Genomic DNA, 14,332 nt, shown 5'->3' on the forward strand with positions numbered 1-14,332 from the left:
CGAAAAAGCCCCACCCATGAGGGTGAGGCTTGTGATGATGGGGTAATAATGAACCAGATTTAGGCCAAGTTCAAGTCACACGACCTGTTTCTCCTTCACCAAGCGTTCTTCCAAATAACGCACAGCCTCGTCGTGCTCAAGGTGTAAACGCGAACTGACATGATAAAAGAACGGTTTCAGTTCATCTCGCCACACCGGTTCCGTCACTCTGGCTACCCCAAGTGCACGAAGGTGCTGGCGTATCTTATTTGGATCGGGGGCGATCCGCCCATGACCGCCACACTCATGACACGTTTTCCCCGGTTGACTCACTCCGGTACCTCGACATTTTGGGCAGTGTGTACTTTGTGTGGCTTGCGCAGTCGCGTAGGCATCAATGCGTGTTTTTTCCCGAGCGATGAGCTGTTCATAGTGTTCCACTTCCTTTTGGCGTTCGTCCAGCCGATGCGGCGTCGTCCCATCAGAGAGTTGAGTTTGAAGGCGTTTGCTCTGAATTCGCCATTGTTTGATCAAACGTTTGCTTCGACGCCCTTGTTCACTGTGCTTTCGCCATAGTGACGTCAACTTTCGGCGTTGCGGCAAAATAGGTTTACCACAAAAGACTTCAAAGGCAATGTAGGCGACGTGATTGGCAAGATCTTTTCGCTGTAAAGGGGCGTCGTTCACCCATTGGTGCAAGGCGTCAATCACACGTGAAATTGCGGGGTGGTCATCCAGCCAGCGAGCCATAATGAGATCGCTCCCTAAGGGATGTTGTCTTTGCATCAACCCCAATATGCCGATGATCACATCCCCAGTCAGGACGGCTTTCCCCCGCTCAACGGTGGGTGTTTTTTCCAGATGCATTCGCATCAAAAGTTCAAGCGCTCTGCTCATGGTGCCTCCTATCCGCGTTTATTCAGACAAGGCACTGCCGCATACCAAGAACGCGTTTCGATGAAAAGCGACCTTTGATAGCCCATGCATCTCGTCATGACAAATTCACGTTAGAACACCATTATACACTGTATATAAAAACAGTCCCAGTCAGCTTGGCGCTTTTGTTTCTTCAAGTTGAAAAAACTGCACTCCAAACTCATTCGTATGTATAGAAAGACCAAATGGTGGTGCGTACGAGTTAGAAACAATAAATGAAACCACTCAGTAAGCCTGATGAACAACACGTTACAAAGTCGTCAGCTGAGATCCGATTTGATAGTTCGCCACATGTCCGACTCCGTAGCGAACATTCTCTTAAATTCCTGCTTATTATCAATCTTTTATAAAATAAAGCGTAAATTATTAATCGTATGAATAAACTCTCATTTTGAGTTCAACATCGTTTCAATTCATTGAAATGACACGAAAAACCTAATCCCTACTATTGGTGCGACTAATGAATTATGTCATTGATATTAGGCAACTTATGGTTTTCTCAATAGAGTGAGCATTCCTACCTTGGGCGTCACAGACATGCTTTTTTTACTGTACGCAAACGTTCTATTGTGAGATTCAGCGAGCTGCATTTACCCAAATATCACTGTGTTTACGTATGTCCGAAAGGATATGTCACTCTTGGAGCCCGACATGAAAAAAAATATGAATCGATGGATTAATGTCTGTTTTGCTTTATCTGCAACAGCCCTTGGTGTGAGTCAAGCAATAGCGGCTAATGACGTCCACTCAGCAATGTTAGAAAAAGAACACATAAATCAGCCATCAAGCACCCAGTTTTGGCAAGAAACGGTGGAACACTCTTCTACTTCCGAAGTTGACCGCCAACGTTATATCAAGCCAGCTAAATTCCGCTTAATCCAGTTAGAGCTTGACCACCTTAAACATCATCTGAATCAGACCGTAACGGCTTCTACAGATCTAGCGAATGAAAGGGTGGCAAGCGTCGATCTTTCTATACCATTGCCGAATGGGGGTTACGAAACCTTTGTTGTTGCGCCAAACCAAGTGCTGCCGGCAGAACTGGCTGCGCGCTATCCCGAGATTAAAACGTTTAGCGGAACCAGTGCGGAAACTAAGAATACTCGGATCGTACTGGACTACACGTCGCAAGGGTTTCATGCGATGGTGACATCAGAGAAATACGGTACGTTCTATATCGACCCTTATGAGTCAGGAAATACCAGAACATACATCAGCTATTTCAAAAAAGATTATCACAAAACAAAGGATCTGCGTCTTCTCGAAGAAACACTGACTCGCAGTGAATCGCAGCTTAACAGAGGCACTTCATTCCGTTCTGGTCGCTCAGGTTTTGGAACTTCAGATATGTACCCGTTAAGAACATATCGTTTAGCAATAGCAACGACTTATGAATACTCTCGCTTTCATGGTGGGACAAAACAGAGCGTGATGTCAGCCGTTGCAACCACAATCAACCGGGTGAATGAGATCTATGAGCGTGATTTGGCCATACGCCTGCAATTGATCCCGACCACTGATCAGCTATTTTCCCTCGATGTAAACGATTACTACACAAACAATCGCTCAGATTTAATGCAAGGAGAAAGTCAGGTCGTCATTGATAAGGTGATTGGTCAACAAGGTTACGATGTTGGTCATCTGTTCAGTGCAACGGGCGGCGGAAGTGCACTTATCGGATCCGTTTGTACCCGAGGCAAGGGAAGCGGCGTTTCTGGGTTAGGTATGCCGATGGGCGATGCATTTGATATCGACATCGTCGCGCATGAGATTGGTCACCAATTTGGTGCCGAACATACTCACAATACAGGGTGTAATCGCGTCTCTTACAATGCGGTGGAGCCGGGAAGCGGTTCCACAATCATGGGATACGCAGGTGTCTGTGGACCGAATGTTCAAGTGAACTCCGATGCTATGTTCCATAGTTACAGCATCGGGAATGTTCGTCATTTTATGGATCGTGGGTATGGCAGTGGATGCGGTACGTCTGAGATGTCGTTAAACACACCTCCACTCGTCAGTGCTGGACCAGACGTGACGATCCCAAAAGAAACGCCATTTGTGTTGACGGGGTCGGCAGTAGATACAGAAGACCAAGCTGAATTAACTTACAGTTGGGAACAAATTGATCGAGGTGATTTAGTCGCACGTCCAACAGCGAATCAAGTAACCGGTCCCACATTCAGAGCAAAACTGCCAACAGTATCACCCACTCGTTACCTGCCGAACCTAGACGCAATTGTCAACAACCAGACGCCAACCTGGGAGGTACTTTCTTCCGTGGCACGCAGCTACAAATTTCGGTTAGTGGCTCGGGATAATAACGTAGAATCGCCTCAAGTGTCTTGGGATGAGCGTGTGATTACTGTCGATGGAACCGCGGGACCATTTGTGGTCAGTAAACCGAATACAAAAGTAAACTGGCTGCCCGGTTCAACGCAGACAGTGCGTTGGCAAGTTGCTGGGACCGATTTACCCCCAGTGAATGTAAGTTTGGTGAATGTTCAACTTTCCTTAGATGGTGGTAAAACGTACCCACATACACTAGCTGCAAACGTGCCGAATACAGGGACAACGGACGTCGTGCTCCCAGATCTGATAAGCAAAACGGCTCGAATAAAAGTTGAAGCCGTTGATAATATCTTCTTCGATATTTCAAACGTAGACTTTTCAATCTCAGCAGGGTTGGACGTGAATCAAGCTCCGAAATTCACATCGGTAGCACCGGTTAATGCGACCAGTGGTACCGCGTATCTTTATCAGGTGAGCGCCAAAGACGTAGATAGCCCAGAGATACGATTCAGAGCCAAAACCAAACCTGTGTGGCTATCGTTTGATGCCAACACATTGCGACTAAGTGGCACACCATCGGACGCAGATATTGGTAGCCACCAAGTGGTATTGCAAGTATCAGACAGTCAGATTGTTACGAGTCAAACATTCCAGATCACAGTAACAGGTGGGGTAACACAGACCTGTGGCGCTGCTGAACCGTGGGATGCCAAGAGCGTATATGTTTCAGGTGATCAAGTAATGTTTGGAAATAATACCTTCGAAGCGAAATGGTGGACAAAAGGGCAACAGCCAGATACCACAAAAACGGATGGTGACTGGAACCTGATTGACCCGTGCCAACCGTAGTAAAATGATTTATTGCTTAATATTTAAGATGCCATGAAATCAGGCGAGTCTAGGCTCGCCTGATGCTTTTTAAACAGTAGGCAATCTTCAAGCCCATTAACTGTTAACGCTCACCGCCTTTTGAAAAAAGGGACATCACATAAACTCAGCTCTTCCCCAAAAAGTACCTTTAAATTCCACGACATCGGCAGAATTAGCATAAAACTTTATGACACTCTGCCTACCTTCGATATCAAAATTGCTCAGTGTTGGTTTACCATTGACGGCGCTAAATTTGATATAGGTCTCAGGGTAGGTTCGCTCTATTGTGATTTTTGGATGGCTATCACTTCGAATAGAAAAAACAGCGCTAGCATCACACACAGGTGTGGTTGAACTGGTCGTCAGTAATACACACCAATCTTGTGTCACTTCGCTGTTTTGGGGCAATCCAACAAAATGTAAGTACATCAGTTTGTTTTGAGTCACCGCATCATTACGAGACATATTAAAAATATCCCCTAATTCACTTTGAATTTTAGTTTCTCGATTGGACTCAATAATGCTGGAAAAACTGGGGGCAAAGGCACTCATGAGGATCGCCATCACCGCCAGAGTGATAATAAGCTCTATCAGTGTAAATCCACTCATCAAGTGTCTTGTTTTGCAGCGATGTTCCATATCAAAATCGGGGGTATGAGTTGAAATATTTGAATGGAATGTTGCCACATATGTAAATCAAAGCTCACATAGATTGGAAATAATGAGACGTACCACTCGCAAAAAGGCAGCAGAAACATAAGACTCTGCTAACATAATAAATGAAACCTTTGTTTTTGGGCCGTTAACCATCCAACTATTTGCTCGATCCCAATATTTTCGGATGGTCGTAGGCTCTTTTTTTTTACCATAACCTTTCCATTCCCCCTCTTAATCACATGCTTTTTCAAATAAAAACATAACCGAGCCAACTTGGGAGTCCAAATACCAAGCTCCAGAGCCCCAAAACAGCGGCAAAAGGTAGGGTAAGAGGAAAGAAGGCAAATACCATCATATGAAAACCACCGATATTGATTGCTAGCCAGAACCAAAACATCCATCCAAACAATAGGATAGCGTAAGAGCTGATTGCTACCCATCGGACAACATTTGCTTGTAGCTTCTTCTCCATTCACAGTGTCTCAAACTTGATAAACAGCAATTATAAATGCACAAAGAAAATATAAAATAATACATTTTCTTAAATGTGATATATGCGCTCATATTTGCATATTATAATGCTGGGCTCGATTAAGTCAGTGCCTAGAACGTTACTCTTTACACACCATAAAACTCCCCCCTTCTCCCTAAAGGTTCAAAATATTGTTTAAAACCAACCGATAATGTAGTTTTGAGGGTTTAACTAGTGATGTGAATGTTTTGTTGCACGAGTCGGTAAAATGTTAGAAGCATTACGCTGCTTTTGAATGGGCGGGCACGGCACACTGCCATACGAACAAAAGACACAACAATCGTTTGCTTTTGGTTTAAGCAGCACACCACACCCTTTACACTCGTAGAAATACTGACAACAATCCGTAGACATTGTCTCTACGCTTTTGTTACCACAACTTGGGCAAACGAGTTCGGATTCAAGTTTTATTTCCATAATTTAGCCCTATGCAAACAACCTTTTATTAGCATAGTCAAATAAAAGAGGTACGACACCTATTGTGTATTCAATAAGTTGTAAACTCGCTCACCCACGCATCGAAAGCTAGCTCTTGGAAGTGAACTCACTTCCTGAGGGGTATGATGATCTTTACAGCTAATGACAACAGTGTTTGCCAGTTTATCATGCCAACCTTGCTTGCGTTTGTCCCAAGCAACCCACAATAACCCTAGACCAAGTGGCAACGTAAAAATAAAGTACCTGAGCTAGCCTACTGTAAGGTTGGTTTATCGCCTGTTTCCGCATCGACTATTGCTACTAAGCAACCACCTTTAAATCTGTGCACATCCTCTAAAAAGCTTATATTCCTCTTTTATGCATCAAAACTCATAAGCATTATCCTCAACATACTTTTTGGGGATATATGTATGAAAAATCAATATCAAAAGCTCACACCTCCGCCAAGACCTTCCAATCCTACGCCTCTTGAACTCGCCATTCATCGTTACGAACAAGATTGTGCCAAGTTTCATAACAAGAGAAATTCTACCCTTCCTGAGGATTCAACAAAAAACATCGAATATCAGGAAGCTGCAAGACAAGATTGGCAACATTTAAAGGTACTTCGTAAACAAATTGTTGCGCGGGTATACTTGCAAAATCAACTTAGTGAATATCGCTATTCCACACAAAAAGCATCAGATGACGGGGATTTAGAGTCTCTTTATAACGAAGAGCATCACCCTACGGATCGTCTTGCTCCAAATCTGACAGCGATTGGAGAGCCTAAACCAACCACAAATCACGAGCCTCACCATATCATCCCTGGGAAAGGGCGATACCGTCAGGATGAACTCATGAATGTCAGACTTAACCTACATGCCTACGGCTATGGCATTAATGACCCACTAAACGGTGTCTGGCTCGTAAATTTCAAAAAGAATAAGCCGTTGAACTGGGATTCTCCTAAATCCCCCGGTCATAGGGAGATTCACAGGTACAATTACGAGACTTGGATAATTTCAAAATTCATGCTTGATACATTACCGAAAGAAGTGTTCACAAACCGACTCATCGACGTGAAAAGCAGACTAAGAACCGGGTCACATCCGGCACAAATTTTAATCGCAAAAGATACAAAATGGACAGATAAATAATGACAGAAATATACCAATTGATGGAGCTTCCAGAGGACTTTAGAACGATTAATCTTAACGTAATGTCCCTAGCATCCATGTTAAATGGTGTTAACTTTAACGAACTACGGAAACAGCCAACATCCAATATCAGTTTGCGCCCATATTGGAATACAGAGGTGTCATGTTTCAGTAAAGAAGTCTTAGGCGACAATACTGATATTCCGGATGTTTTTATCTGGCTTAGAACCTATCTCGTTTTAAGTTCAGAAGCGGAAAAAGTCCTTTCTCCTTACCTTGAATCTAAAGGTGAACTGTTACCAATTCGAGTTGACGAAAAACAAATGTACATATTTAACTGCCAGCAGTTTGGTAAAGAAGATGCGGCGCTGTGTGCTAAAAGATACCTCAATGGAATCGAGGATGGATACGACACCTTGGCATTTGACCAAGACGATATCGCCGAAAAACTCATATTTAAATCGAGACTAGTGGGTCCAATGTTGTTTGTAACCGAAGAGTTTAAGTCGATATATGAAAACCATAAATTCGAAGGGCTTCGTTTTGAACCCAACCTATTAGCGGTTTTTTAAGACCGAATACACCTGTACTCATAAAAATCTGACAGTGACTCATTTTTTGGTACGGCACCTGTCAGATTTCTTATTTTACGTTCTTTTCGGTCTCAATTTTAGGAATGCACTGACTACATAAGTCCTACCTAAACCCGAGAAGTAACCTGTTAATATGGTCGCGTCGTTGTGAAACTTTAAATCCTTATTCCTTTCTTGATGTAGCGTGAGAACCTTCTAACTATTAAGCTCATTTATTTGGCTTATCGCTTCTTCAGATACGGGGTTAACATCTTGAATTCCATTAACTTTTGCTTTGCGGAGTTTATGGTAAAACAAGAAAAAAATTGGACATGAGAATGCCCCACTTTCCGGATTTACAATACACGGTGTGTACTTACCATTGTAACGGGCATTTCGACCTTTCAACGAAGCATCTAAATGGTAGCTCCAATTTGTGCCTGTTGTTTGAGCAACAAGAACTTCCCCAAAGTAAAATACACTGAAATCAATCATAAATAAGGTTTCAACTGAGTATTTACCTGTAAGTGCAAACAAGGCATCAAACTCGACCCAAAATGGGCCGTTACCTTTATCTTGGATATTGTCAAATTCGGAATGGACAACGAGCCAGTCAAACAAATAATCCAACGAATCAACGGAAAGATCCAAACGCTCCCTATCAATCCCTTTATCGTCAGCAAAAGCTCGTAACGTTTCATTAATATCAGTCTTATTACAAAGAAACTGCGCCACAAAATCATGAGCCTTTTTCTTTGTATTTAATTTCGTTGTTGCTGAAAGTTCTATCATCTAAATATTGCTGCTAAGATTTCTCTTAGCAGCCCTGAAAACTATGGTAAATGGATAACTGGCTTGATCTTTTTGCCACCAGGAAACTTAGGACAATCGAACATATCGGTCAGTGCAGCTGGGAAACCAATACTATTCGAAACGGCACTTGGATAAAAATGCCATTCGATCTCATCTAAAATGTCTTGACCATTAACTGGTTGATTGATTATCTCACAATCTTTTTCAATCTGGTTCCTTACAAATTTAGAATTTCTAATCTGCCCTACTTTTGACTCAAGACCTATCGTCCGATTATCAGCGGTCTCAATAGCGACATCAATATGCCTCACACTCCCTTGAGGCATTTTCTTACTCGGTACAGAAGTAGAGTAAACTTTGCTCAAATTCATAGATTCAAAAGTTCGCGAATTAGGATAGAGGTGATTCAATGCCATATATTCGGTATAAAACTCCCCCAAACGTCCACGAGCGCGTTTTACCCCATTAATTGTCGCATTACCAAAGTACCCATTCACCGCCCCAAACTGACTAGCTTCAGAACGAATTTTCTTCGTACTGACTTTGCCATTTTTTACCAGTTGAGCCAGGTTTTCTAAAGTTCTAGGTTTAGTGCCTGAAACTAGCTTCAGTAAATCGCTTGGAGTAAGCGAACTGTCGTTAGATACAGCTGTCGACCTAGCACCCGAAGTTGCAAGATTTTGCTCTTCACTACTTAAAAATACATCTGCAACCATTCCAAGCTCAGCAACCAACGCTGCGCGCTTGTAATCTTCCGGAAGGAAAGGAGCCTTGGCGATCAGTGAAAGAACTGCCGCCCTTTTTTTCGGAAAACGACGGACGAACGAGTTGACAAAAACAGGTACTTTGGCAACGTTAATCGCGTCACCTTTCCCTGGAACCAAGGCTGCCAAATTGAGTAACGCTTCACCAAAGTCGGCTTGACTTACATTGATAAAAGCATCACGGACATCTCCTACAACTATGAAACCGGAAACCAATCCCCCCATCAGCGCAGCCGTTGTATTAGGTGCCATAAAATCATCACCTTCAACTTCCAGCCCAACAATTAACCCTTTTGTAAACTCCAATCTTGTAAGCAGTCCCTGCTGTAAAAGCAACGAACTCAGAGAATCCTGATAATCTTGGTCGATATTCCAAGTTGATGGTTCAGCATTTGGGATGATGATAGTATTTTGGTAAGTATTGAAATCAACGAATGGAAACTCAGATGTCGAGATTAGCTCAGTCCGATACCCTAAACTTTTGGCAATCTTTTCATTGGAAAGAGTAAATCCGGCTTGATTTAACCTTGCATTGGTAGGGTCTAGATCTAAAATGTATGAGTAAACGCCTGATAGTAAGCCATAATGTTGATGAGCTACTTCGAGGCTGTCCTCAATGACATCTAAATCCGTATCCACATTGACAAATGAAGTTTCAAAAAAGCCTTCAACTCCATCTAGTACTCCATCGCCATCACTATCAACAATTAAAGGATTGGCTTCTCCATCCAGCTCTATCGCGTCGTTAACCCCATCACCATCAGTATCAGCGACAGTAGGGTTTGAAATCATCTTGTGATAAGAGCCTTCAAACGTGCCATTGTTAATAGTTTGATAGCCTTTACGACTTCCAAGCAGAGCTGCTGATTGTGTTGGATTTAGAGAAGTATTTTCTGTCAGGCTGACACGCTCCCCAACTTCAATACCATCCAACAGACCGTCACCGTCTGTGTCAGGGTTGTTTGGATCTGTGAAGAATGTTTCTGTGCTATTGGCAACTCGAATGCCCTGTATTTCTTGACAATCTGTCAGTCCATCTTGATCTGTATCGACCAATGTATCGCCAGAGATAGTACTGAACCTTTCGAACACTTCAATAAGCTCATCCGCGGTGTTTACGTGTTGGTAAATCCCGTAGGTTGAGTCAGAAATATCGCGAATTAGACTTTTGTTTGCGCCACTGCCCATTGTGATACCAAGCACTCTGATATTCTTTTGAGCCAATTCTGCAGTCAACGAATGGTCATAAGATCCGTCTCCATCTGTAAGTAAAACAACAGCCCAATCTGAAGCAGGTCTAGCGTTAGCAAACTCCTCTAATGCCTTGCTTACACCGTTGCCAATGTCTGTCCCCCCACTCGCGCCGACTGAATCTAAAGCAGATTTAATTGCGACTTTATTATCCGTTAGAGATTGCAGCAATTTCGCAGTTCTATCGAAATCAATAACGGCACCCCGATCAATATCTTTCAATCTATCAACAAGATGCTTCGAACCCACAATTCTAATATCATTTGGATCACTCCATCTCATACTACCTGAACTATCTAAAACAAAAGCCAGTTCGAGTGGGCGCACTTTATTCGAGTCGGAGGGTTCACATACATTTGGAATATTCGAGTAATAGGATTCCCACGCCTGCTTATCAAACAAGCCATATTTCGAAAAATGCTCAAGCTCCAGTGACACTACCTTTGATGTTTCATCAATAACGATCTGACGCTCTGCGTTATCTGCTGGTACCCACAGTTCTTTTACTTCATCAAAAGTGAAGATACCTAAATTATTCGGATCTACGCTGTCGTCATAAGGAAAAGAAACATGCGCCCTATCCATTGATTGGACTTTTTCATCATCCAAATGGATTTCATACGGTTTTCCCACCAATCCTGGGGGTTGCAAGTTATTTGGCAGACCGAGCTCAAATATCTTGACGTGTTTAGCAAGATAATCATCCCCCGTTAGAGATACTTTGAGTTCCCCAGGTATACCAGTGGAAGTAACTAAGTTCTCGAGAACGGAAACGGTCAACGGATCGAGCCCCAAGTCATACTCTTCTTTGTCAGACAAACCATCTTGATCGGTATCAGCAACCAAAGGGTCAGTTCCAAACTGGTCAATTTCATATTGATCTGAAAGACCATCTTTATCGGAATCAGAGTCTAAAGGGTTGGTGCCATGTTCAAATTCAATTAAATTGGTTAAACCATCACTGTCGTGATCTTCATTAGCATCAGAGACACCATTTCCATCAGTATCAGATAAATCAGGCTTCCCAAATGGATATAGAAGCGTAATCTCAAAGTCATCAGGCAAACTATCGCCGTCTGTATCGATTTTTCCTGGAATGGCCCCAAACTTACTTTGTATTTCAGCACTGATTTTTTCTACTGGCGCTGGTGGTGAAACTGTAGTGTTGGTATCGCTTGTATCTCCCGAGCCTCCACCACACGCAGTAAGAATGACACTGGAAATAGCAACCGCGAGAATTTTCCTTTGCATTAACATCAAACCTCTTGATTATATTGATAAAAATATACATAACACGACGCGTTATATAAATTCATGAAATCATAAATCAAGCGAATACTAATGAAAGTTCAGACGACACTAAAAACTCTATCGTGTTAAGTCACTCGCATTAAAAATGAAACAAAAAAGCACGAATTAATGCTGTTAATAAAAGTAGGAATAAATCAATCCGTAATATTTGCAATAAAACTTCACCCCAAAACTTATATATCCGCATTAAATAATTCTACATCTCGCATTGCTCCAACATAGCCCTAACCACCTGAATGGCCTCCCCGGACTTGATTAATGCCGCGTCACAGCGATACACCTGCCAACCGAGTCGCATGGCTTCAGAGTATTTTTTGAGATCGTCCGAAAACCCTTTTCCTCTTGTATGACGACCATGATTCCAGCCACCACCTTCAATTTCTACAGCGAATTTCTGGAGGCTCCAAGCAAAATCAAATCGCCATTGCCGCACTGGGTGAAAACGAAATTCCGTCTCCGGCACAGGCAATTTCAAGGCTCGTATCTGCAAGGCAAACTCCGCTTCAAGTCGACTCATTATCATGGTTATTCCTAAACCCAAATCGGCACTTCAGCTCTTGTATGATTTCCAGCGAACGATCTCGGCTAGTGGGTGAACCGACAGGTCTCTCAGGCAGCGCTTTGGGTACCACCCCTTCAAATGACTCCCCTGCTATCACCCGTTTCAGAACTTGCCCATAGCACTGCACAAAGATCGGATATGTATACGATTCAGGCTGTATCCTCAGTACAAACCACCCTGTATTCATACCTGCGACATACACGCCAGGATGTGACCAACGGTGACTGAGTGGATCACTGGCATGGCTGCAAGTTTCGAGATACGCATTACGCTGAGCTGGGATACCAAAACGTTCATGGCAATCCACGCACCATTCAATGAACTGTCCAACGCTTGGGAAGTGCGCACAGCCACTTTGCCTCGCCCGTCTTAAACCTTGCTGTACCATCACCTGCGTCACGATGTTATTTTCCAAAAAACCTTTGGTCCATGTGCGCTTGACTTGATTGAGCGTGTCTTCGTCAGGCAATGAATGTCGCCATGCTGGAAAAATGGCTTGCAGCTCAATGAACAACGCATTGACGACGTTCGCTGCCTCAGTTTGCCGTGCTGTACTCGGCTCACGACACACCGCAGCATGCTTATGGTTGCTCCTTGTCGAAGCGGTGTTACCAAACTTGCCACCCAACGTCGAAATGCTCTTCATGACAAGCCTCTACCTACCAGCCTAGATCATCCGCCCAACTTGTATCCCCACTGTGGAAATCCGGCGGCAAATAGCGTTTTTGCGTGATGGGCAGGGGGGTCAACCAGCGCCTCTCTCGGACAAACCGAGTAATACCGACCACAAACGGGCATCCAGATTGGCGCTCCCAATCCCGACTTTGACGAGCGGCCATCTGCAACCATTCCAACGCGAGCTTGGCATCGCTTTCCGTTAGCCTTTCGGCTTTCCAAACCTTCCAAACATGGGCATCGGATCCTCCTTTTCGATGAGCCGGATAGGCATCAAAGAACGCTTTAAACAATTTGGGTTTCTTCCGGCAAGGGGAGTTTGTAGACAGATCTTTTATATTTGTTTTTTGTAGAGTGTTTTTCTTTTGTGGGGGTCGAAACTGACTCTTCTGTGAGTCAATTTCGACTTTTTCGAAAGTCAATTCTGACTCTTTTTGTGCGCTGTCTGAGGGGGTCTTTTTGAGTCGCTTTTGACTCTGACATGAGTCGGTTTTGACTCTTTTTTCTTCCTCAGACGTCCCGTTTAAAGATTGGATTTCTCTTTGAGCTGACCGAATTGAGCCATTTCTGATATTCATTACCCATTGCGATGTCACGGGATTAATGCCAATTTTCTTACCATCACGCAGTAAGATCCGACGTTGAATCAATGAGGCTTTCACCTTTCCAATATTACTTCTATCGATCCCTGTCAGCTCACTCAGTTGTTCATAACAAATCCAATCTGAAGATTTATGGTATCCAAAGGTCTTAAACAAGATCGCCTGAACCAATCGGCTTTCCCGACTGCTTAATGAAACTTTGCACAAGGCCAACCCTATTTGATTCGCGACCTGATAATAGCCCTCTTTTAGCGATGCTTTGTGCGCGGTTTCCTGTTCACTTTGGGGGAATACAACGATATTTTCGATTTGAGCATTCATAGTCTCCTCCTTCCTTGGTTATCGTGTAAGTTGGACAATTCAGGGTAATGGTGTTCAAGAACGTCGATCGCAGCCAAAGTAGTGGCAACGGACTCTTTCAGTTCTCGGTGGGCTTTGTATATGGACGGGGATGACTCAGGGTTGTCTCGTAGTTCAATGACGGAAAGCTGAGCCTCCATATTTTCTTTCGTGAGTGACGCCGCTATCCGGTCACAATTGAGATGATCTTTTTGCTGAGATGTCGTCCCTATGTATAAATCGGGTAACGCATAGACGTCATTGAGATATTGGATACGGATGTCACATGGCAGTGCTGCCACTATGGCTTGTTCAATATCCCAGATACGATCTTTGAAATCATGGATACCATCATAGTGTCCAAGCCACCGAAAAAGCTTTTGAGCATTCACCCTCATATCATTGTAAATGTCATCGCTTTGGTTAAACGTAATGCCCTGCTCTTCCAAGACGGAAGTTAGCCCTATTCGTTCAACGGCCTCAATGATTTCAGCGGTAATGGTCGCGCGGCTGGTTTTAGGTAACTCTAGCCAATTGTTGATTGCCGAGTTCAACAATCTAAGGCGTGATTGCTGTTTCATGGTTAGTTGCCCTCAAATT

At 43.4% G+C, this 14,332-nt stretch carries 13 protein-coding genes; 3 read left to right on the forward strand and 10 right to left on the reverse strand.

The annotated features are described in order from the left end of the window. Positions 1 to 75: 75 nt before the first annotated feature. The gene (locus LDO37_RS25575; RefSeq protein ID WP_126608500.1) at positions 76 to 876 is read right to left on the reverse strand and encodes a TIGR02642 family protein; all 801 of its coding nucleotides are present in this window, start codon (positions 874 to 876) and stop codon (positions 76 to 78) included. A gap of 690 nt (positions 877 to 1,566) precedes the next feature. Between LDO37_RS25575 and LDO37_RS25580 the strand changes: the two genes are divergently transcribed. Further along, complete coding sequence (locus tag LDO37_RS25580) at positions 1,567 to 4,056, forward strand: reprolysin-like metallopeptidase (protein ID WP_185829851.1); 2,490 nt, start codon at positions 1,567 to 1,569, stop codon at positions 4,054 to 4,056. A gap of 135 nt (positions 4,057 to 4,191) precedes the next feature. On the opposite strand, the gene LDO37_RS25585 is transcribed toward LDO37_RS25580, so the two are convergent. The 3 genes from LDO37_RS25585 to LDO37_RS25595 form a co-directional block, all read right to left on the reverse strand. Then, on the reverse strand, positions 4,192 to 4,686 hold the full coding sequence (locus LDO37_RS25585; RefSeq protein WP_185829850.1) for a pilus assembly FimT family protein: 495 nt from the start codon (positions 4,684 to 4,686) through the stop codon (positions 4,192 to 4,194). A 295-nt stretch (positions 4,687 to 4,981) separates the two neighbouring features. After that, positions 4,982 to 5,206 (reverse strand): maltose ABC transporter permease, encoded by a 225-nt coding sequence (locus tag LDO37_RS25590; RefSeq protein WP_224055546.1) that lies wholly within the window; start codon positions 5,204 to 5,206, stop codon positions 4,982 to 4,984. A 231-nt stretch (positions 5,207 to 5,437) separates the two neighbouring features. Beyond that, entirely contained in the window at positions 5,438 to 5,683 is a 246-nt protein-coding gene (locus LDO37_RS25595) for a GDCCVxC domain-containing (seleno)protein (protein ID WP_126608497.1), read from the reverse strand. Positions 5,684 to 6,114: 431 nt separating this feature from the next. Here LDO37_RS25595 and LDO37_RS25605 point away from each other — a divergent pair, with 431 nt between their 5' ends. Together LDO37_RS25605 and LDO37_RS25610 are read left to right on the forward strand one after the other, a co-directional pair. Further along, positions 6,115 to 6,843 carry an AHH domain-containing protein gene (locus LDO37_RS25605; RefSeq protein WP_126608496.1) on the forward strand — a complete coding sequence of 243 codons (729 nt, stop codon included), beginning with the start codon at positions 6,115 to 6,117 and terminating at the stop codon, positions 6,841 to 6,843. Beyond that, positions 6,843 to 7,415, forward strand: a complete 573-nt coding sequence (locus LDO37_RS25610) for a hypothetical protein (RefSeq protein ID WP_126608495.1) — start codon at positions 6,843 to 6,845, stop codon at positions 7,413 to 7,415. The genes LDO37_RS25605 and LDO37_RS25610 overlap by 1 nt, the downstream gene beginning before the upstream one ends. 216 nt (positions 7,416 to 7,631) lie before the next feature. Here the strand turns inward: LDO37_RS25610 and LDO37_RS25615 are convergent, their stop codons facing one another. The 6 genes from LDO37_RS25615 to LDO37_RS25640 all read right to left on the reverse strand — a co-directional run bounded on the left by LDO37_RS25615 (position 7,632) and on the right by LDO37_RS25640 (position 14,313). Then, the gene (locus LDO37_RS25615; protein ID WP_224055608.1) at positions 7,632 to 8,207 is read right to left on the reverse strand and encodes a hypothetical protein; all 576 of its coding nucleotides are present in this window, start codon (positions 8,205 to 8,207) and stop codon (positions 7,632 to 7,634) included. 41 nt (positions 8,208 to 8,248) lie between these two features. Continuing rightward, on the reverse strand, positions 8,249 to 11,500 hold the full coding sequence (locus LDO37_RS25620; RefSeq protein WP_126607840.1) for a VWA domain-containing protein: 3,252 nt from the start codon (positions 11,498 to 11,500) through the stop codon (positions 8,249 to 8,251). A 250-nt stretch (positions 11,501 to 11,750) separates the two neighbouring features. After that, complete coding sequence (locus tag LDO37_RS25625) at positions 11,751 to 12,071, reverse strand: hypothetical protein (RefSeq protein ID WP_126606412.1); 321 nt, start codon at positions 12,069 to 12,071, stop codon at positions 11,751 to 11,753. Then, the gene (locus tag LDO37_RS25630) at positions 12,058 to 12,762 is read right to left on the reverse strand and encodes a replication protein P (protein WP_126606396.1); all 705 of its coding nucleotides are present in this window, start codon (positions 12,760 to 12,762) and stop codon (positions 12,058 to 12,060) included. Before LDO37_RS25630 ends, LDO37_RS25625 begins: the two co-directional genes overlap by 14 nt. A gap of 13 nt (positions 12,763 to 12,775) precedes the next feature. Further along, on the reverse strand, positions 12,776 to 13,714 hold the full coding sequence (locus tag LDO37_RS25635; protein ID WP_224056070.1) for a replication protein: 939 nt from the start codon (positions 13,712 to 13,714) through the stop codon (positions 12,776 to 12,778). Continuing rightward, positions 13,711 to 14,313 carry a hypothetical protein gene (locus tag LDO37_RS25640; RefSeq protein ID WP_126606398.1) on the reverse strand — a complete coding sequence of 201 codons (603 nt, stop codon included), beginning with the start codon at positions 14,311 to 14,313 and terminating at the stop codon, positions 13,711 to 13,713. Before LDO37_RS25640 ends, LDO37_RS25635 begins: the two co-directional genes overlap by 4 nt. Positions 14,314 to 14,332 lie beyond the last annotated feature (19 nt).

This window comes from Vibrio penaeicida (assembly GCF_019977755.1).
Taxonomy (GTDB): domain Bacteria; phylum Pseudomonadota; class Gammaproteobacteria; order Enterobacterales; family Vibrionaceae; genus Vibrio; species Vibrio penaeicida.

What these genes read in the sequence shown, in the direction of transcription:
- LDO37_RS25610 (WP_126608495.1), top strand. Translation starts at nt 6,843, where the DNA reads ATGACAGAAATATACCAATTGATGGAGCTTCCAGAGGACTTTAGAACG.
- LDO37_RS25635 (WP_224056070.1), bottom strand. Translation starts at nt 13,714, where the DNA reads ATGAATGCTCAAATCGAAAATATCGTTGTATTCCCCCAAAGTGAACAG.
- LDO37_RS25585 (WP_185829850.1), bottom strand. Translation starts at nt 4,686, where the DNA reads ATGAGTGGATTTACACTGATAGAGCTTATTATCACTCTGGCGGTGATG.
- LDO37_RS25615 (WP_224055608.1), bottom strand. Translation starts at nt 8,207, where the DNA reads ATGATAGAACTTTCAGCAACAACGAAATTAAATACAAAGAAAAAGGCT.
- LDO37_RS25620 (WP_126607840.1), bottom strand. Translation starts at nt 11,500, where the DNA reads ATGTTAATGCAAAGGAAAATTCTCGCGGTTGCTATTTCCAGTGTCATT.
- LDO37_RS25580 (WP_185829851.1), top strand. Translation starts at nt 1,567, where the DNA reads ATGAAAAAAAATATGAATCGATGGATTAATGTCTGTTTTGCTTTATCT.
- LDO37_RS25595 (WP_126608497.1), bottom strand. Translation starts at nt 5,683, where the DNA reads ATGGAAATAAAACTTGAATCCGAACTCGTTTGCCCAAGTTGTGGTAAC.
- LDO37_RS25630 (WP_126606396.1), bottom strand. Translation starts at nt 12,762, where the DNA reads ATGAAGAGCATTTCGACGTTGGGTGGCAAGTTTGGTAACACCGCTTCG.
- LDO37_RS25640 (WP_126606398.1), bottom strand. Translation starts at nt 14,313, where the DNA reads ATGAAACAGCAATCACGCCTTAGATTGTTGAACTCGGCAATCAACAAT.
- LDO37_RS25605 (WP_126608496.1), top strand. Translation starts at nt 6,115, where the DNA reads ATGAAAAATCAATATCAAAAGCTCACACCTCCGCCAAGACCTTCCAAT.
- LDO37_RS25575 (WP_126608500.1), bottom strand. Translation starts at nt 876, where the DNA reads ATGAGCAGAGCGCTTGAACTTTTGATGCGAATGCATCTGGAAAAAACA.
- LDO37_RS25625 (WP_126606412.1), bottom strand. Translation starts at nt 12,071, where the DNA reads ATGAGTCGACTTGAAGCGGAGTTTGCCTTGCAGATACGAGCCTTGAAA.
- LDO37_RS25590 (WP_224055546.1), bottom strand. Translation starts at nt 5,206, where the DNA reads ATGGAGAAGAAGCTACAAGCAAATGTTGTCCGATGGGTAGCAATCAGC.